This is a genomic window from Actinophytocola sp. (assembly GCF_009379765.1).
Lineage (GTDB): Bacteria > Actinomycetota > Actinomycetes > Mycobacteriales > Pseudonocardiaceae > Actinophytocola.
Map to the genome: position 1 here is coordinate 1 of NZ_WHTD01000151.1, position 20,922 is coordinate 20,922.

Genomic DNA, 20,922 nt, shown 5'->3' on the forward strand with positions numbered 1-20,922 from the left:
CTCGATACTCGCCGCGACATACCGGGCCCGTCGTCCACGTTGATCCACAACGCGACAGACTCACAGATCGGCAGGTCAGACACATCACCGACACGCCTGACCTGTCCACCCCACCTCATGTGCGGAAGACGGGGCTAGCTCGCGTGCGGTCGGTGCCGGCGAGGGACAGCGTGACAGGTCATCACGGACCGACGGCCGGGCTTTCCGCTCAGGGCGCGCTTGTGTGCATGGGTGGTCAGGAGGTCGGTCGGGCGAGGTAGCGGCCGGTCGGCTCGCCGACGATCTTGCCGTTCTCCAGGACTCGGTGGCCACGGAGGAACGTGTCGGTCACCTTGGCGGTCAGCTCGAAGCCCTCGAACGGGGTGTACTCCTGGGACGACTCGGAGTCCTGTGCTCGCACCACCCAGGTGTGGTTCGGGTCGACCAGGGCGATGTCCGCGTCGAAGCCGACCGCGAGGTTTCCCTTGGCACGCAAGCCGTAGCGCCGGGCCGGGTTCCGTGCCACGAGTTGCGCTACGCGATGCGGCGCCAACCCGCGCCGGGTGCCCTCGGACACCAGGCCGGCCAGCAGGTACTCCGTGCCGCCGAAGCCCGACTTCGCCACGAATACATCGTCGCGCTCGGCGCCGAACTTCATCTCGTCCCTGCAGCACGCGTGGTCGCTCACCACCCAGTCGATCGTCCCGTCCAGCACGTAGGACCACAGCGCCTCGACGTCGTCGCGGTCGCGTAGGGGCGGGTTGACCTTTCCGCCGATACCGTGCGCCGTGCGGAAGTCCGCCAGCAGGTGGCCGATGGTGACCTCCCGGCGGAAGTCGATGTGCGGGAACGCCTCGGCCATCCGCAGCGCGGCGTCCACCGCCTTGTGCGAGCTCAGGTGCAGCAGGTTGATGTTGGTCAGCCCGGTCTCGTGCGCGAGGTAGGACGCGATCGAGATGGCCAGCCCCTCCGAGTGCGGGGGACGCGCGGCCGAGTACGCCTCCAGGCCGCTCAGCGTTCCCTCGCGCTCGACGATCCTGGTGTAGGCCGTCATGATCTCGGCGGTCTCGCAGTGCAGCGACAGTGAGATCTCGCCGGCCAGCGCGGGGAAGCGCTCGCGGGCGGCCTGGATCCCGCGCATCACGAACTCGAAGTGCGCGTAGTCGTACCGCTCGCCCTCCGGGATCATCAGGAACGAGCTCTGGTCGTCCGACCGCCCGTGCAGGCCGTGTGAGCCGTAGAACATGAACACCTTGAACGACGGCACCCCGGCCTCGGACACCAGCTCGGGGATCTCGTCGATGTGCTTACTCATCATCGGCGCCAGGTGGAAGCCGTAGTCCACATAGGCCCGTCCGTCGCTGCTCGCCAGCACCTCGGGGAAGAACGTCCGGTACTCGCCACCCTTGTTCAGGTAGTACTGCCCGGTCCGCATGTAGGTCAGCGCCGTGGTGACCCCGCCCTGGGCGCACGCCCGGCTCTCGGTCTCGGTGTCGGTGCCCAGCTCGTTGTAGATGCCCCAGTGCTGGTGGGCGTCCACGACACCGGGGAACGCCAGCCTGCCGTTGCCGTCGACCACCTCGGCCGCACCGTCCAGGTCGGGTGCGATCGCGGCGATCTTCCCGTCCCGCACGCCGATCGAGGTGCGCTGCGTGCCTTCGACGTCCGGCCGGACGAGGTCGACGTCGCGCAGGATGAGGTCGTACTCGGCCATCATTGAACTTCCTTTCCTGGTACCTGGATTCGGATGAGGTCGAGCAGCTCGTCCGGGCGCAGGTCCCGGCCAAGCCGCGCGACACCCTCCTCGACCGCCCGTGCCGCGCCGACGCCGAGGGCGTCCACGACGTTGTCCCGGAACTTCGTCGCCAGCTCCTCGGGCGTGAGCGGGTTGCCCGGCCCACCGCGGTTCACGAGTGCCTTCGCCATCCACTCGCGACCGTCGCGAGTGGATGATCGGACCACCGCGGGGAACTGGTTGGGAAAGATCCGGGTGCACTCCGCGTCGGCCACGACCTCGGCGCACGCCATCAGCCGCAGCCGGCTCGGGTCGGTCAGCAGCGCGGCGTCGTAGTCGGCGAGCCCGGCGCCGAGCCCCTGCCCGCCGAGCAGGCCGACGGCCGCCGCGTACGGCCCGCTGAACTGCGCCTCGTAGGTCGTGGTGGGCCGGCGCTTGCGTTCGATCGGCTCGCCGACGGTCCGCACCACCGGCCCGGGCACGCCGATGGTCAGCGACACGATCTCGTCCGGGTCGACACCCTGCTCGCGCAAGGACCGGCCGGCGTCGACGATCGTGTGGGTGAAGTGGTTCGCCGGATAGGGCTTGAAGAAGATGCCCGGCACCGCCCAGTCCTCGCCGAGTCGGTCGGTGATCGCGCGCGGGTCGTACGCACCGCGCAGGAAGGCCTCGAAGAACCCGAACCGGCCCTCCAACACGGTGGGCGGGCCGGTGAACCCGTGCCGCACCAGCTGCGCCGCGCTCACCGCGGAATGGGCGGCCCACCCGCAGTGCAGCCGCTTGACCGTGCCGCCGGTGCGGTTCGCCTCGATGACGCCGGAGGCCATCGACGCCGAGACGCCGATCGCGTGCCCGATCCCGGCCTCGTCCAGGTCGAGCAGCATCGCCGCCGCGACCGCGCCGCCGATGGCTCCGCACAGGGAGGTGGCGTGCTGACCGTGCTCGAAGTACACCGAGTTGTTGGTGTCGCGGTCGTAGCCGGCCATGCCGATCCGGACGCACACCTCCAGCCCGGCGGCGATCGCGGCGAGCAGGCGTTCGCCGTCGGCGCCGCCCGCCTCCGCCGCGGCCAGCGCGGCCGGCACCACCGACGCGCTGGGGTGCAGTACCGACGGCAGGTGCGTGTCGTCGTAGTCCAGCGAGTGCGCGAGCACCCCGTTGGCCAGTGCCGCGAGTGGCGCCGGCACCCGCTCGGCGTCCCCGATCATGTGCGCCTGCCCGGCCCCGCCCTGCTCGCGAACATAGGCCACGGCGGCGGCGCTGGTGTCCAGCCGGCGCGCCGCGACACACAGGCCGAGCACGTCCAGCACCCGGTCCCGGACGCTGGCGGCCACCTCCGCGGGCAGCGGCTTGTGCCGCGTCGTGTCGGCGAACCGGGCGAGTCGCGCACTCAGGGTCGGCGCGCCCTGTGACGTTGGTTCGCTCGCAAGCTCGCTCATGCTGTTACACCTGCCTCGCTCCGCTCGGCGTGGACGGCATTCGCGCGAAGCACGGTGGTTGGGTTGGTTGGTTTGCTCATGCGGTGGCACCTGCCTCGCTCCGCTCGGCGTGGACGGCATTCGCGCGAAGCACGGTGGTTGCGTTGGTTGGTTTGCTCACGCGGCCGCTCCCGCGGCGGGCACGACCGCGAGCGGCCGGACCGGCGAACCGGTGGCGCCGACCAGCTTCAGCGGTGAGAGCACGAACAGGAACTCGTGTACCGTGGCCGCGGCGAGCTCCTCCAGGTCCAGCGCCTCGACGATGAGCACGCCCCGCTCGACCAGCAGCACCCGGTGCGCGGGAAGCAGACTGTGCCCCTGAGCGGGCGGCAGGCACTCGAACGCGATCGTGTCCGCGCCGACCGCGTGCACGCCGCGGTCGGCCAGCCAGCAGGCCCCGGGCTCGCCGACCCCGGGGACGCCGGACGCGTGCCCGATGTACTCGGCCGGGTCGGAAGATCCGAAGCGGGTGCCCCAGCCACTGCGCACCAGCGCCACGTGGCCGGCGCCGAGGGTGACCCCCTGCCGGTCGAGGGTGCGGTCGAGGTCGGCCGGGGTGATCTCGTAACCGGGCGCGCAGCCGGACAGGCCGAGCGCCGCGGGCACGTCGAGCAGCACCCCTCGGCGGAACATCGGCTCGATGGTCTCCGCGCCGAGCGCGCGCATCGCCCCGCCGCGCTGCACGTCGGCGGCGTCCAGCCCGCCGAACAGCCGCCCGTCGTGGGAGACGTGGGAGAGCGCGTCGATGTGGGTGCCGACGTGGGTGCCGAGCGAGATGTGGTCGTTCGCGGCCGACCCGCCGTCGGCCCGCACCCCGTCGCCGTGCCGGCGGGGGAGCGTGTGCCAGTACGGCGGGTGGTTGGGCGACTGGGGCATGCCGCGGAACAGCGGGCGGCCGAGGTCGAAGGCCCGGACGCCGCCGTCCAGGACCGCGCTCACCCAGTCGGCGGTGCCGGCCCGGACGCGGGTCGACGAGTCACTCATGCGACCACGCCCCGCGACCGCAGCTCGCCGATCTCCTCGTCGCCGTAGCCGAGCTCGGTCAGCACCGCGCGGGTGTCCGCGCCCTTGGCGCCGCCGACATGCCGGATCCGGCCGGGGGTGCGGGACATCCGCCACATCACGTTGTGCATCAGGACATCCCCGAGTGTCTCGTCGACCGCGGTGGTCAGCATCTCCGTCGTCCTCACGTGCTCGTCGGCCACGACGTCGGCGGCGTCGTACACGGGTGCGACCGCCGCGCCCGCGGCCGCGAACCCGGCGAGCACCTCGTCCCGGGATCTGGCGCCGATCCACTCGCCGACGTGCCGGTCCAGCAGGTCGGCGTGCGCGGCCCGCCCGGCGCCGGTGGCGAACCACGGCTCGTCGAGCACATCCGGGTGCCCGACCAGGCGCATGACCCGCTCGGCGATGCTCTGCGCGCTCGTCGACACCGCCACCCACCTGCCGTCGGCGGTCAGGTAGGTGTTGCGCGGCGAGTTGTTCGTCGACCTGTTGCCGTGCCTGGTCTCCACGGTCCCGAGCTGGTCGAAGATCGTCGGGCCGGGGCCGACGGCGGTCAGCAGCGGCGTCAACAGGTTCATGTCCACGACCTGGCCGCGCGCCGAGCCCTCCGCGCGGTCACGCTCCCAGAGCGCCATCATCACCGCCGAGCTCGCGGCGATCCCGCAGATCGAGTCGGCGAGACCGAACGCGGGCAGGCTCGGCGGGCCGTCCGCCGCGCCGGTGAGGTGTGCGAACCCGCTCATCGCCTCGGCGAGCGTCCCGAACCCCGGCCGGGCGGCGTACGGGCCGGTCTGGCCGAACCCGGTGACCCGGACGATCACGAGCGCCGGGTTGCGCTCCCAGAGCACCTCGGGGCCCAGTCCCCAGCGCTCCAGCGTGCCCGGCCGGAAGTTCTCGATGAGCACGTCGGACCGCTCGGCCAGGCGCAGCAGTATCTCCGCACCGTCCGATTCGGACAGGTTGGCGGCGACCAGCCGCTTGTTGCGGGAGATCTCCTTCCACCACAGCGGTTCGCCGTCCTTGCTCGGCCCGTGGCCGCGCATCGCGTCGCCGTGCCGCGGGTGCTCGATCTTGACCACCTCGGCGCCGAAGTCGCCGAGGATCTGGGCGCACAGCGGGCCGGCGAGGATCGTCGACGCGTCGATCACCCGCAGCCCGTGCAGCGGTCCGTCCTTGCCGGACAAGGGTTTCTCGGTCATCCCTGGGCTGTCCCCCTCGGTTGGTCGATGGTGTCCGCGAGCGTGCCGGCGAACACCTCGGGATCCTGCTCGGCCACGAAGTCGGTGGCCCCGGGCAGCACGTGGGCCCTGCGGTGCGGCACGGCCGCGACGGCGCGCTCGTGCATGTACCCGATCCGGTCCGCGGACCCGCCGAGCAGCAGGTCGACCGGCCCGGCCCGGTCTGCCGAGCCTGCCAGGTCGTGCCGCCAGATCGCGCGGTAGGACGACGCGAAGTCCTGGCCCGCGTTCAGGTAGTCCCGGACGATCTCGGTGACCAGGCCCGGCCCGGCCAGCGGGTACTCGCCGCGCACCCTGCGCCAGATCCAGCCGAGGTGCTCGCCGTCACCGGACAGCGGGTAGGGCGGCGCGAAGTCCGCGAGCCGCGCCGCGCGCTCGGCCTCGGTGTAGACCGGCACACCGTGCAGCACGACCCCGGCGGCCCTGCCCGGCTGCCGCGCCGCGGCGTGCAACGCGAACACCGCGCCGGTCGCCCGCCCGAACAGCCACGGGCGCCGCGCTCCGAGCGCGTCGGCGACGAACCAGGCCACGTCGGCGTAGCGGTCGACGTCCCACTCGCCGGTGGGGGGCGCGGACTCGCCGTACCCGGGGGTGTCCACCGCGACCGGCACGCAGAACGCCGCCAGCCGGTCCAGCACGAACCGGTAGCGCCGCGAGGAGAGCGGGCTCTGGTGCAGCATCACCAGCAGCGGCCGGCCGCCGGCGAGCCGGTCGGCGGGCGGCTCGGCGCCGGCGTACCGGTAGTGCAGCTGTCCCCAGGGCGCGGCCAGGTATCCGGCGGTCATGCCGACTCGCCGGTGGGCAGCAGCGCATCGCTGCGCTCCGCCCGGAGACACGCGACGTCGTGGCCCTCGGCGACCGGCCGGAACGCGACGGGCCCGGCGGAGCACTCGTCGATCTCGATCGGACACCGTCCACTGAGGACGCAGGCGGTCGGCGCTGTGGACGGGTTCGGGATCTCGCCCTGCAGCGGGATGTGCTCGCGCCTCTCGCCGACGACCGTGCTCAGCGTCGCCGACATCAGCGCCTTGGTGTACGGGTGTTTCGGGTTGCCGAGCACCTCGGCGGTCGGGCCCTGCTCGACGATCTGGCCGAGGTACATCACCGCGACCCGGTCGCTGATCAGCCCGACGGTCGCCAGGTCGTGCGAGATGAAGATGTAGGAGATGCCCTGCTCCCGCTGCAGGTCCCGCAGCAGGTCCAGCACCCGCGCGCGCACCGACACGTCCAATGAGGACGTCGGCTCGTCCAGCACGACCAGCTCGGGCCGGGTGATGATCGCGCGGGCGATCCCGATGCGCTGCTGCTGGCCGCCGCTGAGGTTGCGCGGGTACCGGTCGGCGTGCTCGGCGGTGAGACCGACCCGCTCCAGCATCGCCACGACCTTCTCCCTGCGCTGCTCGCGGCTCAGCTCCCGGTCGTGGATGACGAGCGGCTCGGCGACGATGTCGCCCACCTTTATCCTGGGGTTCAGCGACTCGTAGGGCTCCTGGAACACCACCTGGACGCGGGAGCGCAACGCGCGCAGCGCCGGCTTGCGCAGGGTCCCGAGTACGGTCCCGTCGAAGGCGACCTCGCCGGTGGTAGGGGTGATCAGGCCGAGCGCGATCCGGCCGAGGGTGGACTTGCCCGACCCGCTCTCGCCGATCACGGCCACGGTCTCCCCGGCGCCGACCGACAGCGACACCCCGTTGACCGCGTGGACCTCCTTGCCGCCGCGGCGGAACACGTGCCGGATGCCGGTCAGCTCCATGAGGCTCATCGGTCGACACCCGCCTCGTGCAACGAGCTCGCCAGCGACCACGGCGCCGGTGGGACCGCCGCGAGCAGCTGCTTGGTGTACGGGTGCTCCGGCGCGCCGAACACGTCGGCCACCGGCCCGCTCTCCACCACGTGCCCGGCACGCATGACCACCACCTGCTGGCAGTACTGGGCCACCACCGCGAGGTCGTGCGTCACCAGCAGCAGCGATCGGTTGCCGGCGGCCACCTGGGCGGCGATCAGGTCCAGGATCTGGCGCTGCACGGTGACGTCCAGCGCGGTCGTCGGCTCGTCCGCGATGACCAGCGGCGGGTCGTGCAGCATCGCGAGGGCGATCACGACGCGCTGCGCCATGCCGCCGGACAGCTCGTGCGCGTAGCCGCGCAGCACCCGCTCCGGCCCGCGGACGTGGACCGACGCCAGCCGCTCCAGCGCGAGCTCGCGGACGGCCGAGCGGCTCATCCCGCGGTGCGCGCGGACCACGTTGGCGAACTGCTTCTCGATGGACAGCACGGGGTTGAGCGACCCGAACGGGTTCTGCGCGACGAAGCCGATCCGCCGGCCGCGGACGCTCCGCAGCTGGGGGCGGGTCGCCCGGCACAGGTCCAGCCCGTCGAACTCCGCGTGGCCCGCGACGACCCGGCCCGGTGGCGGCAGCAGGCCCAGGATCGACCGGATCGTGACCGACTTCCCGGAGCCGGTCTCGCCGACCAGCCCGACCGCGATCCCTTGCGGCACCTCGAAACCGATGTCCTCGATCGCCGTGAACCGGCCGCCCCTGGCGCGGAACTCGGTGGTGAGCCCGGAAACGGTCAGCATGTCAGCTCCCCTCCACCCGGCGCTGGATGCCGTTGGCCAGCACGTTGAGGCTGCCGATCGCGATGAAGATCGCCACGCCCGGCCAGATGGCCACCCACCACTGGCCCGTCGCGATGCCTTGCGCGCCGACCTGCACCATCGACCCCCAGGTGGGATCGGGCGGGGACACCCCGACGCCGAGGAAGTTCAGCGCCGCGATCACGATGATGGCGTTGGCCGCGGTGAGCGAGCACTGCACGAGGCAGACGTCGACCACGTTGGGCAGGATGTGGCGGAACACGATCCGGCGCGGCCGCGCGCCCATCGCCACCGCGGCCTCGATGAACCGGCCGTCCCGGATGGACAGTGCCTCGCCGCGGATGAGCCGGATGAACCGCGGGCCGTTGATGATGACGATGGCGTAGATGATGTTCTGGATGTTGTTGCCGGTCAGCGACACGATCGTCACGGACAGGACGATCAGCGGGAACGACTGGAACGCGTCCAGGGCGCGCATGAGCCGCTCGCTCCACCGGCTCTTGGTGGACAGCGGCAACCCGACCAGCAGTCCGACCAGCAGCGAGGCCAGCGTGCCGATGAGCGCGAGCGGCAGGTCCCGCTGCCCGGCGGCGACGACGCGGGAGAACACGTCGAAGCCGTTGGCGTCGGTGCCGAAGATGTGTTGCCCCGACGGGGTTTGCAGCACGTTCGTGGGATCGGGCGTGATCGGGTCGTAGGGCAGTGGCGCGAAGAACGCCGCGAGCAGCATCAGGAGCAGCATCCCGCCACCCGCGGTGATGCCGGGGTTGGTGCGCACGAACAGCCAGGACGCGGACCCCGCTCGGGACATCAGCCGTTCACTCATAGCTCACCCGCGGGTCGAGGGCCAGGACCACCAGGTCCAGCACCAGGAACAGGGTCAGGGTCATCAGGCCCGCGGTGATCACGAACCCCTGGATGACCGGGACGTCGACCTTGAGCACGCCGTCGAGCGCCCACTGGCCCATGCCGCGCCAGTTGAACACCCGCTCCACGATGGCCGCGCCGCCGAGCAGCGAGCCGAACAGGATGGCGATGTAGGTGATCACCGTCGTGCGTGAGGCCAGGAACGCGTAACGCACCACGGTCAGCTCGCGCAGCCCGCACGCCCGGGCGAACTCGACCTGCGGGGTGGTCAGCGCGGTGCCCATGCTGCCGCGGGCGGTCTTGGCGAAGTACGCGGAGTAGACGAGCCCGAGCGAGCCGACCGGCAGCACGGCGTGGCCCAGCGCCGAGCCCAGCGTCGTCCAGTCGCCCCGGAACAGGCTGCCGAAGATCAGGAAGGGGGACTGGCCGGTGCCGGCGTCGACGGGCAGCCGGCCGATCGGTGCGGGGGCCCAGCCGAGCAGGAAGAAGAAGACGTAGATCGCGACCAGCGCGAGGAAGAAGTCCGGCACCGACTGGAGCACCGAGGTGACCCCGCTCATCACCCGGTCCGGCCAGCGCCGGCTGAAGTAGGCGCCGACCACGCCGATCACCAGGCCGAGGCCGACCGCGAGGACCAGGGACAGCGTCACCAGCTCGACGGTGTTGGGCAGGAACTTGCCGATGTCGGAGAGCACGGGCTCGTTGGTGAAGAACGACGTGCCGAGGTCGCCGTGCAGCAGGCGGTCCCAGTAGGACAGATAGCGGTCCCACAGCGGCTGGTCCAGGCCGAGGTCGTGGTTGACCCGCGCGACCTGTTCCGGGGTGGCGAAGTCGCCGAGGATGGTGACCGCCGGGTTGCCGGGGATGAAGAAGACCAGCACGAACGACACGCTGCCGAGCACGAACAGGGAGATCGGCACGATGGCGATCCGGACGAGGGTGTAGCGCAGCACCGGGTGTCGGCGCTTCCACGACAGGCGGGGCTCGGCCAGCTGGGTACTCATAGGACACTCACCCCGCCGTCCACCGCGACCGTCTGCCCGGTCACCATCGCCGCCTGCGCCGAGGCCAGCCAGCGGACCGCGTCGGCGACCTCCTGGGCGGTGACCACCCGGCCCAGCGGGATGGTCGCCAGCTTCGCGGCCATGTACTCGGTGTCGTCGAGTACGTCGGAGGTCATCGGTGTCGCCACGATCGTCGGCGCGACCGCGTTGACCCGGATCCCCGCGCCCGCCCACTCCAGTGCCAGGATCTTGGTGAGCTGGATGATCGCGGCCTTGGTCACGCCGTACATCGCCGCGCCCGCGATGGCGACCAGGCCGCCGGTCGACGCGAGGTTCACGACGGCGCCGCCGCGTTCGGCCAGCGCGGGGTGGGCCGCCTGGCACATCCGGAACGTGCCGTTGAGGTTGACGTCGACCACGTTGCCCCACAACGACTCCGGCATGTCCTCGGTCCGGCCGCGGGCGTTGATGCCGGCGTTGTTCACCAGCAGGTCCAGTCGCCCGAAGCGGTCCAGGACCTCGGCGACCGCGGCCCTGCACGAGTCGCCGGAGCGGATGTCCAGCCCGACCGCCTGCGCGGCGCCCGGTGGGTCGGTGCCCGCGTCGGCGCCCGCCATGTCGGCCGCCACGACCGTGTACCCGTGCTCGGCGAGGTCGGCGCAGATGACGCGGCCGATGCCGCCCGCGGCACCGGTCACCAGTGCGGTGCGCGGCTCAACCATGCCGCACGCCTGCCTCGGCGACCGGCGTCGTCCACTCGGTACGGGCCGACTCGGGCAGTGGCAACGACATCAGCGCGACGTCGGGGCTCGCCGGACCGTCCACCCCGGCCAGCCGCAGCAGAGCCCACAGCGTCGCCAGGTTGCTGCTCACCGCCGGCAGGTCGGTGTCGACCTCGACCGCGCGGAGCACGTCCAGCGTGCGCCAGTTCGTGCAGCTGATCACGACGGCGTCCGCGCCCCCGGTGTCCATGGCCGTCGCGGCCGCGTGGCTCGCCGTCGGCTCCAGCCTGCCTTTGTCCAGGTTGGACAGCACGTGCAGGTCGTTGCGGCCGGCGACCCGGAAACCGGCCTGGGTCAGGTATGCCACCGCCCCGTCGGCCACCGGGGCGACGTAGGGGGTCGCGACCGCGAGCGTGGTGGCCGACAGCGCGGTCAGCGCCGCGACCAGCGCGTTGCTGGTGGTCACGATCGGCACGCCGTACCGCCTCGTGAGCTCGGCGCACATCACCTCGTCGGAGTCGCGGCCGGCGAGGAAGCTCACGGACGTACAGGCATAGGCGACGGCGTCGGCGCCGAGGCTGACCAACTCGGCCACCGCGCGCTCCAGGTGGGCGTGCATCGCGAGCAGGCTCGCCGCCTTCTCGGCCTCGGTGGCGACCTCGGCGACCAGCACCCGGGTGGCGTACACCGCGACGCCCGCCGGGACGTGCGCGCCGAACTCCGGCTCGACGGTGGTGTTGGTGGACGGGACGATGACGCCCAGCCGCGCTCTCCTGCCGTACATCAGCGCGCCTCCGCCGGTTCGCCGGGCCGCAGCGGGACGCGGTACGCCAGCTCGATCTCGGCCAGCAGGTCGACCACCTCGTAGTCGAGGTCGAGCCGGTCGCCGGTGTCCGGGTCGCGCAGCGTCGCCGACCAGGACCGGCCGAACGCGATCTTCCTCGCGAGGCTGGTATATGTGCCGCAGTACACCAGGTACGTCGCCGGCAGCTCGGTGACCCGCTCGCCGAGTATCGTCAGGACCTCCGGCGGGGACAGGAAGACCGACGCGAGCGAGCTCTGGTACAGCTCACCGTCCACCGTGGACTCCAGCATCAGCCGGGGCCAGGCGGGCTCGACGTCCACCCACCGCCAGACCCGGCGACCCAGCACGCTCGGGCAGTACTGCTTGGACCAGATGATGCTCGCCCGCTCCAGGTCCCGGTCGGTGTGGTCGGAGCCGACGCCGACGTACAGCTCGCCGCCGTCGACGACCAGCACGATCTCCACCTCGCCGGACGTGCGGTCGCTGTGCACGCCGATCGTCGGGTCCGTGGTGACCGAGCTGGTCGCCATCGGGTAGATCCGTGGCGCCGGGATGTCGAACGCGATCCGCACCCCGACGTCGGCGACCTCCTCCTGGTGGGCCACCGCCGACGTGGCGTCGACGGTGGCCGAGCCCAGGTTGTAGACCCGCGCGGGGGAGACCGCGAGCGGGCGGTCCGCGTCGGCGGCCTGGCCGACGAGCAGCGAGAACGTGGTCACCGTGGCCCTCCCAACAGATTGTCTACTCAGGACTCGTCGAAGACGCGGTCGAGGACCTGGGTGGCCTCCTCGACGGTAGGCACCCCGCCCGGCAGCGCGGACAGCAGGATCGCCTCCAGCACCTCGCGGCGGCTGGCGCCGTTGCGCATGGCCCGCTTGCCGCTCCAGACGATCCCGTCCGGGTCGCCCTTGACCGCGGTGGTGATCCCGACCAGCACCAGGTACCGGGTCTTGAGGTCCAGCGCCCGCGGCTCGTCGGCGAAGAGCAGGTCCGAGGCGAGGTCGTCGTACTTGCGCAGGATCTGCGGGTCGACCTCGGCCATCAGCTCGTGCACCGGCAGCAGGTAGCCGCGGCGCGCCTTGACCTTCTCGAGGACCTGCTCGTCGGTCAGCTCGGCGGATCCGGTGGGTTCGGTGGTGGACATGGGGTTCAGATCTCCCTTCCGGCGAGTTCGCCTTCCCAGATGGCGTTGAAGATGCGGCGCGGCGACACGCAGTCGCCGATCGCGCGCACCGGCACCGTGCCCTTCAGCTCGTGGTACAGCGCGTCGTCCGCGGCGTTGCCGGTGCTGAGCACCACCGCGTCCACCGACTCGTGGCGGGTCGTCGCGCCGGTCCAGACGTCCCGCAGCACCACCGAGTCCTCGACGATCTCGGCGACCTCGTGGTCGGTGACGAACGTGATGCCCTTGCCCCGCACCCGGCGGTAGGTGGCCTGCAGGTCGCGGCTCGCCTCGAGGTCTGGCGAGACCTGCGGCAGCCGGGTGACGACCACGACCTCGTGCCGGCGGTCGGCGAGGTACTCCGCGGCCACCAGCGGCTGCCGGGCCCCGGTGTCGTCGAAGATCATCACCCGCGGGCCCACCTCCGCCTTGCCGGCGAGCACCTCGTTGACCGAGTACACGTTCCACTGGTCGGCGCCAGGGACGATGGAGTCGTCGCCCCAGGACGCGGGGTGCAACGAGCTCCAGCCGGTCTTCAGCGGCGTGGACCCGGTGGCGATGACCACCTCGTCGTAGCCGCCGGCCAGCTCGCCGGCCGCCACCCGGTGGTCGAGCTTGACGTCCACTGTGGACTCGTCCAGCCGGGAGGCGAGCCAGTCGGTGATGCCCTGCCACTCGGCGTAGGTCTCCGACCGGCCGATGAGCCGCACCTGGCCGCCGAGCTCGGACGCTTGCTCGAACAGCGTGACGTGGTGCCCGCGCCGGGCGGCGGTCAGCGCGGCCCGCATGCCGGCCGGCCCGCCGCCGGCGACCGCCACCCGCTTCGCGGTCGCCGCGTCGGTGAGCGTGCCGACCCCCAGCTCGGCCTCCCGGCCGACCGCCGGGTTGTGCACGCAGGCCAGCGGCGAGTTGACGATCGAGGCCATGCACCAGTTGGCACCGACGCACGGGCGGATCTCCGCCGCCTTGCCCCGCAGGGCCTTGTTCGGCCACTCCGGGTCGGCGATGAGGGTGCGGGCCATGCCGATCATGTCGGCCTTGCCGGCGGCCAGCACCTGCTCGGCGAGCTCCGGGGTGTTCATCCGGCCGGCCACGACCACCGGCAGCTCGGGGACGGCCGCCTTGATCCGCGCGGTGTCCTCGACCTGGAACCCGGCCGGTTTCGGCGTGGCGCCGTAGATGTTCATCCGCTCCACGTAGGTGCCCTGGGTGACCGAGATGTAGTCGACCATCCCGGTGTCGGCGATCGCGCGGGCGATCCGCACCCAGTCCGCGTTGGACAGTCCACCCGGGACGTCGCCGTCGCTGCCGTTGATGCGGACCCCGACGATCTTGTCCCGGCCGGTCTCCGCGCGGGTGCGCTCGATGATGTCGAGCACCAGCCGCAGCCGGTTCTCGAAGCTCCCGCCGTACTGGTCGGTCCGGTGGTTGGTCGCCGGCGAGAGGAACTGGCCGAGCAGGTACCCGTGCGCCAGCCCGTGCACCTCGACCCCGTCCAGCTCGCCCTCGACCGCGTAGCGCGCGGCCAGCACGTAGCCCTGGATGAGCTCGCCGATCTCGTCCTGGGCCAGGACGTGCGGCATCTCCCGGTACACCGTGCAGGGTACCGACGACGGCGCCCACACCGGCAGCCGGTTGACCGTGCCGCTGGTCTCCCTGCCCCGGTGCCACGGCTGGGCGAGCAGCAGGCAGCCGTACTCGTGCACGGCGGCGGCCAGCTTCTTGTAGTTGGGGACCACGGCGGGATCGAAGGCGAAGATCTTTCCCTTGTACGGCTGGGTCGTCGGGTGAACGGCCATCGCCTCCATGGTGATGACCCCGACACCGCCCTTGGCGCGTTCGGCGTAGTAGTGCACGTGCTCGTCGCTGAAGTTGTGGTCCTTCACCAGCTGCGTGCTGTGCGCGGTCATCCAGACGCGGTTCTTGGCGGTCTTCGGTCCGATCCGCAACGGGCTGAACAGGTTCGGGTAGTCGGTCACTCGGTCATCCCTGCTTGAGCGTGTACACGAACATCTCGCCGTTCGGCGCGTGCTGGTAGTTGGTGAACCCCTCGCGGACGGCGTGCACGAAGTCGCGGTCGACGATGTAGATGAACGGCGGGTTCTCGACCATCACCTCGGCGGCCCGGGACACCAGCGAGTCGCGCTCGGCGCCGGGGGACATGACCCCGATCTGCCTGGCGAGGTCGTCCAGCTCGGCGTTCGCGTAGCCGTAGGTGTTGAGCTTGCTGAACGAGGAGTTGTAGAGGAACACCGAGTAGTACGGGTCGGCGACGGCCGGCGGCTCCAGGTAGAGCAGCGCCTGGAAGTTGCCGTCGTGGTAGATCGTGTTGATCTCCGTCGCGCTGGCCACCGTCTGGATCTTGACGTCGATGCCGATCTCGGCGAGCTGGCTCTTGAGCAGGATGGCGATCTGCTCGGCCTCCGGCCCCGGCCGGCTCGGGCTGATGGCCATGGTGATCGACAGCTTGCCGACGCCGGCGCCGGCGAGCAGCTGCTTGGCCTTGTCGACATCGTGCTGGTAGGTGCCGGACTCCGAGTGGGTGCCGCCGTAGGCCTGGCTGATCCCGTACTTCGCCGGCTTGTTGAAGCCGCGGTATACGGCCTTGACGATCGACTCGCGGTCGATGGCCATGGAGATCGCCTTGCGGACATCCGGCTTGCCGAGGTTCGGGTCCTTGGCGTTGAGCACCAGCGGGATGCGGTCGGCGGAGGCGCAGGTCTGCACGTCGACGCCGGGGGTGTCCTTCAGCTGGTCGTACTGCTCGTACTGCAGGCCGGTGGCGTAGGTGGCGTTGCCGGTGGACACCAGCTGGGCGCGGCTGGAGGCGTCCGGCACCGAGAGGAACACGAGCGTCTTGACGTCGCCGCGCTCGCCCGAGTAGTTGGGGTTCGCCTTGAGGGTGAGCCGGTCGCCGGCGGCGAAGTCACCCGGCGTCTGGGTCCACGGGCCGAACGTTGCGCTGTTGTCGACGAGGTACTTCTTGCCCCACGGATCCGCGTCGGTGACGTGCTTCTTGACCTCGGTGCTGTCCAGGATCCGGAACGCCTGCCAGGTCAGGACCGCAAGGTCCATGGCGGTCGCGGAGTTGAGGTGGATCTCGAAGGTCTTGTCGTCGACGACCTTGATCGGGTCCGTCGCGTAGTCGGCGACGTCCTGCATCAGCGTGTTCGGCGTGCTGACCTCCAGCGCGATCAGCCGGTCGAACGTCCACTTGACATCGTTGGCCGTGAGCTCGTTGCCGGCGGCGCTCTTCGCCGCACGGAGCTTGACGGTGATGACCTTGCCGTTGTCGCTGCGCTCGTGGGACTCGGCGAGCTCACCCTCGAGCTGGTCGACGTTGGCGAGCGTGTCGCAGCCCTGGTTCGGCAGCTTCTCGGTGCCCCACCGGAACAGTGAGCTGCCGAGCTCGAAGCCGATGTTGCGGGACGGGTCCCCCTGGTAGTCGGCCGGGTCGAGGCTGGTGGGTAACCCGGTCAGCGCGTAGGTGAACGTCGACTGCGCGCCGGACCCCGCACCGCTCGACGGCGTGCTGCCGCCACACGCGGTCAGGCCGAGCGACGCCGCCACCACGACCACCGCGGCACGTGTTGCCCGCCGGCCTCGAAGCGTCGCCCATGTTGTCCGGTATTGCGGGATTCTGGTCATCGCGCATCCTCAAGTGTTCCGGTCAGCGGGAATGGCTTGTCACGTTGTCCCAGATTTGAATACCATCGGTCTGCGCTGTCAAGCCCGACTACTGACCGAAACAGACCCGTAACGGTTGAAGCCGCAACTAACACGGGTGCCCAGATGGTGCGCTCACGACTGCCCGGCGACCAGGAAAGGAGACGCGATGAACACCCGCGTGGACCTGTTCGAGCCGGTGCTGGCGGGTCGCCTGTGGCTGCGGAACCGGGTGGTCATGCCGGCGCACACCACGAACTTCGCCGTCGACGGCGGCTTCTCCGCGCGCCATCTGGCCTATCACCGGGCGCGGGCCGCGGGCGGGGTCGGCCTGATCATCACCGAGGGCATGCGGGTGCACCCGACGAGCCTCGGACGCACGAACACCGTCGCCGCGTTCGACGACCGGATCGTGAACTCGCTCGGCGAACTCGTGCGCACCGTGCACGCCGAGGGCGCGAAGCTCGCGGGCCAGCTGCTGCACGTCGGCCGGCAGGCGGGCGGCCACGGCGTGCTCACCGCACCCTGGGGCGCCTCGCCGATCCCGTGGTCGGCCACGGCCGCCGTGCCGCACGAGATGACCACGGCGGAGATCGCGGAGGTCGTGGCCGCGTTCGGCGCCGCGGCGGCCCGGGTCGAGTCGGCTGGCGTCGACGCGGTCGAGATCCACCTCGGCCACGGTCACCTGCCACAGCAGTTCCTGTCCCCGGCGAGCAACCGCCGCACCGACGGCTACGGCGGCAGCCTGACCAACCGGCTGCGGTTCGCCCGCGAGGTGGTCGAGTCCGTGCTCGCCGCCATCTCCGCGACCCTGCCGGTCGTCCTGCGGATCAGCGGCGACGAGTTCCTCGCCGGCGGCCTTGACCTCGGGCAGATGCTGGCCGCCACCGAGCCGCTGGTCCGCGACTACCCGGTGGATCTGTTGCACGTCAGCCATTCCGCGTACGTCGGCACCGCGAGCGTGGCCACCCAGATCGCGGACATGAGCTTCCCGCCGATGCCGTTCCGGCACCTGCCGCGGGCGTTCAAGGAGGCGTTCCCCGACCTCGCGATCCTGGCCGTCGGGCGGGTCGACAACCTGGACAACGCCCAGGCGCTGCTGGACGACGGCGACGCGGACCTGGTCGCGCTGGCCCGCCCGCACATCGCGGCGCCCGCCCTGGTCGCCCGGCACCGGGACCCGGCCGCGCCGCCCGCCCGCCACTGCATCGCCTGCAACCAGGGGTGTGCCGGCCGGCTGGAGCTGGGCCTGCCGATCAGCTGCGTGGTCAACCCCGAGGTCGGTTTGGAGCAGGAGTGGGCCGCGTTGCGTGCCGCGGCGCGCTCGGGTTCCCCCCGCCGGGTGCTCGTGGTAGGCGGTGGGCCTGCGGGGATCGAGGCCGCGTGCGCCGCCGCGTCGGTGGGCCACCGGGTCACGCTCGTCGAGGCGGAGCGGGAGCTCGGCGGCGCGCTGCGGCTGGCCGCCCGGCTGCCGATGCGCACCGGGTTTCGGCTGATGATCGACCAGCTGGCGGCGGCCGTGCGCCACCACGGGGTCGATGTCCGGCTCGGCACGCCGGCCGGCTCGGCACTGCTCGGTGGTGAGCCGGGAGGGGACTGGGACCACGTCGTGCTCGCGACCGGCGCCGCGCCCACTCCCGATGCCGACGACGAGGCCTATCCGACGGTGTCCGTCCAGCAGGCGGTGGAGCGCCCCGAGACGACGGGCGCCCACGTGGTGATCATCGACGAGGACGGGACCACGACCGCGCTCGCACTGGCCGACCTGCTGCTCGGCCACGGCCGCCGGGTCACGCTGGTGACCGACCGGCCCGCGCTGTCCTGGCGGGTGCCGGTCTACACCCGCCCCGCGCTGCTGGACCGGCTGCGCGGCAGGGGGTTCTGCGCGGTGCTGATGCGGGTGCCGGCCGGGATGGACGGCGACGCGCTGAGGTGTGTCGACCCGATCTCGGGCCGGTCGGAACGGATCGAGGACGTGTCGTCGGTCGTCCCGCTCCGCGTCCCGAGCGCGCGCACCGACCTCGAAAACCACCTCAGGGCAACGGAACGGGCGGTGGGACACCAGTTGGTCGGTGATGCATACACTCCCCGAACCGCGCTGGAAGCGGTGTTCGAGGGCCGGCTTGCCGGGCTGACCGCGTCGCGGACCCCAGACGTGCTCGCCGCGGGCGCCGCGCTGCGCGGGCGACTGTGAACCGAGAACGAGCGGAGGGGACGCGATGCAGTCGGTCGACCGGGTGACCGCGGTGTTGATGTGCTTCACCAGTGGCGAGCCGGAGTTAGGGGTCACCGAGATCGCGCAACGCCTGGAGTTACCGAAGAGCGCCGTGCACCGCATCCTCGAAGCACTCACCGGAGCGGGGATGACCACCAAGGAGTACGAGCGCGGCAAGTACCGCCTCGGCCCGCGGGCGACCGAGCTCAGCCTGGCCGCACTGGGCACTGTGGACGTTCGGTCGCTGGCGCTGCCGGTGATGGAGGAGCTGCGGGACAGCACGGGGGAGACGGTGACGCTCAGCTTCGTGATCGGCAACGAGCGGGTCTACGTCGCGCAGGTCGAGAGCAAGCAGGACGTCCGGATGACCGTCGAGGTGGGCAGGCGGGCGCCGCTGTACGCGGGCGCGTCCGGCCGGGCGATCCTGATGACGTTCGGCGAACAGGAGCTCGACCAGTACCTGGCGCACGTCGCGCTCACCCCGCTCACCGACCAGACGGTGCGGGACCGCGACGTGCTGACCGACGTGCTCGACGCGGACCGGCACCGCGGGTACACGCTCAGCAGCGGCGAGCGTGATCCCTACGCGGCCGCCGTCGCCGCGCCCATCGTCGGCCGGAACTCGCGGGCGTTCGCGTGTTTCAGCGTGTGCGGGCCGCGCGCCCGCCTCGACGCGCCGCTGCTGGACTCCACCGGTCCCGCGGTGGTCGACGCCGCCGAGCGGATCTCCGAGATGCTGCGGGGTAGCTGATGAACGGCGCCGACGGCCGCGGTCGCAGCTTCCTCTACGTGCCAGGACATCGGCGGGAGCGGATCCACCGGGCCGTCGGCAGCGACGCCGACGCCGTCGTGATCGACCTGGAGGACGCGGTCCCCGCCGCGGCGAAGGGATCCGCCCGCGACACGGTCCGCGCGGTGCTCGATGCCGGCGCCGCCGGTCCGGTGTGGGTGCGGGTGGACGGCACCGATCCGGAACCCGACATCGCGACCGTGGTCGCGCCGTCGCTGACCGGGATCTGGGTGCCCAAGGCGGAACCCGGGCTGCTGGGCCGGATCGACGCGTTGCTCGCCGCCGCCGAGCGCGATCGCGGCCTGCCGCCGGGCGGTGTCGCCGTGGTCGCCCTGATCGAGACCGCCGCCGGGGTGCTGCACGCCGAGCAGGTCGCCCGGTCGCCGCGGGTCGTGCGGCTGGGTGTCGGCGAGGCCGACCTGGCCGGCGAGCTGCGGCTGCGGCCCGACGACGAGCGGACCGAGCTGTTCGGCATCCGGCTGCAACTGGTGCTCGCCTCGGCGGCGGCCGGCCTCGGCGCGCCGATCGGGCCGGTGGAGACCAACGTGAGTGACCAGGACCTGCTCGTCAGGACCACGCGAACCCTGCTCCGCCAAGGGTTCCGCGGCCGGACGGCGCTGCATCCCCGGCAGCTCGCCACGATCAACGCGGTGTTCACGCCCACGCCGGCGGAGGTCGCCGCCGCGACCGAGCTGCTGGCGGACTTCGCCACCGGGAACGCGAACGGCGACGCCGCCCTGGTCGACCGCCACGGCAGGTTCGTCGACCCCGCCGTGCTGCGGACCGCCCGCGAAACCATCGCCCGCGCCACCCAGAACCCGCGAGTCCAACGCTCGTGACCCGCGAGTCCAACGTCCAGGACCCGCGAGTCCAACGCTCGTGACCCGCGGCGGTCGTGCCCGGTTGGAACCGGGTCGTCCGGCGTGGCATCAGAGCGGAATGGGTCGACACCTGAAGCTGGCCATCTGGGGCGCGGTACTGGTCCTGGCGCCGTTCGTGATCTTCGTCGGGGCTACCTCGTACACGGAGGTGAACGGCGAGATAACGCAGTACAGCTACCTCAACCTCGCCGCGATCGCCTGCGGGATCGCCGCGGTCGGCGTCGGGGTCGCGATGCTGCGCCGCGATCCCGGCAGCGGTGCGCGTCCCCTCGGGCCGGGTGGTGCTGGTGTGCGTTCTGGTGGTCGTGCTGGGGGCGTTCCAGCTCGTGCGCGGCGCGGGGCTGCTGCCCGGGATCACCGGTTGCACCTCGGAGTCCGGGACGATGGGCTTTTGCAAGACGACCGACACGTGATCCCATGTGCCTGTCGCCCATACAATCCCCGTCATGGGGAAAGGCAGCGACGGCGGCATCCGGATCAGCTACGCCGAACGGGACGAGGCTGTCTCGACCCTTGGCGTGCACCTGTCCACCGGCCGGCTGGAGATGGACGAGTACGAGGAGCGCTGCGGGCGGGCCGCCGTCGCGCGAACCAGGGGTGAACTCGAGGCGCTGTTCACCGATCTCCCCGCGCCGCACCAGGGCGCTGCGCAAAGTCGTTTCTGCTGATCATGGTGTGTGTTGAGGGTTTTGGTGCAGGCGGAGGATGGTGAAGATCAGGTGTGGGTTGTTGCGGATCTTTCGGATGGTGGCGGCGATTTTGGTGTGCCCGGTTTGA

Annotated in this window: 20 protein-coding genes; 5 read left to right on the forward strand and 15 right to left on the reverse strand. The window is 71.5% G+C overall.

All coding sequences use genetic code 11. The features are described from left to right. Positions 1-235 precede the first annotated feature (235 nt). From GEV28_RS33250 to GEV28_RS33320, 15 genes are all read right to left on the reverse strand, one after another. A complete protein-coding gene (locus GEV28_RS33250; protein ID WP_291416767.1) occupies positions 236-1,696 on the reverse strand; it encodes a dihydroorotase family protein in 1,461 nt (486 codons plus the stop codon). Continuing rightward, a complete protein-coding gene (locus GEV28_RS33255) occupies positions 1,693-3,153 on the reverse strand; it encodes an MmgE/PrpD family protein (RefSeq protein WP_291416769.1) in 1,461 nt (486 codons plus the stop codon). The genes GEV28_RS33250 and GEV28_RS33255 overlap by 4 nt, the downstream gene beginning before the upstream one ends. A gap of 156 nt (positions 3,154-3,309) precedes the next feature. Further along, complete coding sequence (locus GEV28_RS33260; RefSeq protein WP_291416771.1) at positions 3,310-4,176, reverse strand: cyclase family protein; 867 nt, start codon at positions 4,174-4,176, stop codon at positions 3,310-3,312. Then, positions 4,173-5,396, reverse strand: coding sequence for a CoA transferase (locus GEV28_RS33265; RefSeq protein ID WP_291416773.1), 1,224 nt, complete (start codon positions 5,394-5,396; stop codon positions 4,173-4,175). The genes GEV28_RS33260 and GEV28_RS33265 overlap by 4 nt, the downstream gene beginning before the upstream one ends. Then, positions 5,393-6,220: an alpha/beta fold hydrolase gene (locus tag GEV28_RS33270; RefSeq protein ID WP_291416775.1), complete on the reverse strand. Its 828-nt coding sequence runs from the start codon at positions 6,218-6,220 to the stop codon at positions 5,393-5,395. The genes GEV28_RS33265 and GEV28_RS33270 overlap by 4 nt, the downstream gene beginning before the upstream one ends. Beyond that, complete coding sequence (locus tag GEV28_RS33275; protein WP_291416777.1) at positions 6,217-7,197, reverse strand: ABC transporter ATP-binding protein; 981 nt, start codon at positions 7,195-7,197, stop codon at positions 6,217-6,219. Before GEV28_RS33275 ends, GEV28_RS33270 begins: the two co-directional genes overlap by 4 nt. Further along, on the reverse strand, positions 7,194-8,015 hold the full coding sequence (locus GEV28_RS33280; protein WP_291416779.1) for an ABC transporter ATP-binding protein: 822 nt from the start codon (positions 8,013-8,015) through the stop codon (positions 7,194-7,196). The genes GEV28_RS33275 and GEV28_RS33280 overlap by 4 nt, the downstream gene beginning before the upstream one ends. A gap of 1 nt (position 8,016) precedes the next feature. Next, a complete protein-coding gene (locus GEV28_RS33285) occupies positions 8,017-8,859 on the reverse strand; it encodes an ABC transporter permease (protein WP_291416780.1) in 843 nt (280 codons plus the stop codon). Then, a complete protein-coding gene (locus GEV28_RS33290; RefSeq protein ID WP_291416782.1) occupies positions 8,852-9,904 on the reverse strand; it encodes an ABC transporter permease in 1,053 nt (350 codons plus the stop codon). The genes GEV28_RS33285 and GEV28_RS33290 overlap by 8 nt, the downstream gene beginning before the upstream one ends. After that, positions 9,901-10,626: an SDR family NAD(P)-dependent oxidoreductase gene (locus tag GEV28_RS33295; protein ID WP_291416784.1), complete on the reverse strand. Its 726-nt coding sequence runs from the start codon at positions 10,624-10,626 to the stop codon at positions 9,901-9,903. Before GEV28_RS33295 ends, GEV28_RS33290 begins: the two co-directional genes overlap by 4 nt. Then, positions 10,619-11,410: an aspartate/glutamate racemase family protein gene (locus tag GEV28_RS33300; RefSeq protein ID WP_291416786.1), complete on the reverse strand. Its 792-nt coding sequence runs from the start codon at positions 11,408-11,410 to the stop codon at positions 10,619-10,621. The genes GEV28_RS33295 and GEV28_RS33300 overlap by 8 nt, the downstream gene beginning before the upstream one ends. Continuing rightward, complete coding sequence (locus GEV28_RS33305) at positions 11,410-12,150, reverse strand: DUF2848 family protein (protein WP_291416788.1); 741 nt, start codon at positions 12,148-12,150, stop codon at positions 11,410-11,412. Before GEV28_RS33305 ends, GEV28_RS33300 begins: the two co-directional genes overlap by 1 nt. A gap of 26 nt (positions 12,151-12,176) precedes the next feature. Next, complete coding sequence (locus GEV28_RS33310) at positions 12,177-12,575, reverse strand: carboxymuconolactone decarboxylase family protein (RefSeq protein ID WP_291416790.1); 399 nt, start codon at positions 12,573-12,575, stop codon at positions 12,177-12,179. A gap of 5 nt (positions 12,576-12,580) precedes the next feature. Further along, positions 12,581-14,572, reverse strand: coding sequence for an FAD-dependent oxidoreductase (locus tag GEV28_RS33315; protein ID WP_291416792.1), 1,992 nt, complete (start codon positions 14,570-14,572; stop codon positions 12,581-12,583). A 4-nt stretch (positions 14,573-14,576) separates the two neighbouring features. Beyond that, positions 14,577-16,241, reverse strand: a complete 1,665-nt coding sequence (locus tag GEV28_RS33320) for an ABC transporter substrate-binding protein (RefSeq protein WP_291416794.1) — start codon at positions 16,239-16,241, stop codon at positions 14,577-14,579. A gap of 187 nt (positions 16,242-16,428) precedes the next feature. Between GEV28_RS33320 and GEV28_RS33325 the strand changes: the two genes are divergently transcribed. The 5 genes from GEV28_RS33325 to GEV28_RS33345 all read left to right on the forward strand — a co-directional run bounded on the left by GEV28_RS33325 (position 16,429) and on the right by GEV28_RS33345 (position 20,813). After that, positions 16,429-18,453: an FAD-dependent oxidoreductase gene (locus GEV28_RS33325; RefSeq protein WP_291416796.1), complete on the forward strand. Its 2,025-nt coding sequence runs from the start codon at positions 16,429-16,431 to the stop codon at positions 18,451-18,453. A 25-nt stretch (positions 18,454-18,478) separates the two neighbouring features. Beyond that, positions 18,479-19,225, forward strand: a complete 747-nt coding sequence (locus GEV28_RS33330; RefSeq protein WP_291416798.1) for an IclR family transcriptional regulator — start codon at positions 18,479-18,481, stop codon at positions 19,223-19,225. Continuing rightward, positions 19,225-20,103 carry a CoA ester lyase gene (locus GEV28_RS33335; protein ID WP_291416800.1) on the forward strand — a complete coding sequence of 293 codons (879 nt, stop codon included), beginning with the start codon at positions 19,225-19,227 and terminating at the stop codon, positions 20,101-20,103. Before GEV28_RS33330 ends, GEV28_RS33335 begins: the two co-directional genes overlap by 1 nt. A gap of 299 nt (positions 20,104-20,402) precedes the next feature. After that, a complete protein-coding gene (locus GEV28_RS33340; protein ID WP_291416801.1) occupies positions 20,403-20,558 on the forward strand; it encodes a hypothetical protein in 156 nt (51 codons plus the stop codon). Positions 20,559-20,591: 33 nt separating this feature from the next. Continuing rightward, positions 20,592-20,813 carry a DUF1707 domain-containing protein gene (locus tag GEV28_RS33345; protein WP_291416802.1) on the forward strand — a complete coding sequence of 74 codons (222 nt, stop codon included), beginning with the start codon at positions 20,592-20,594 and terminating at the stop codon, positions 20,811-20,813. Positions 20,814-20,922: the final 109 nt, after the last annotated feature.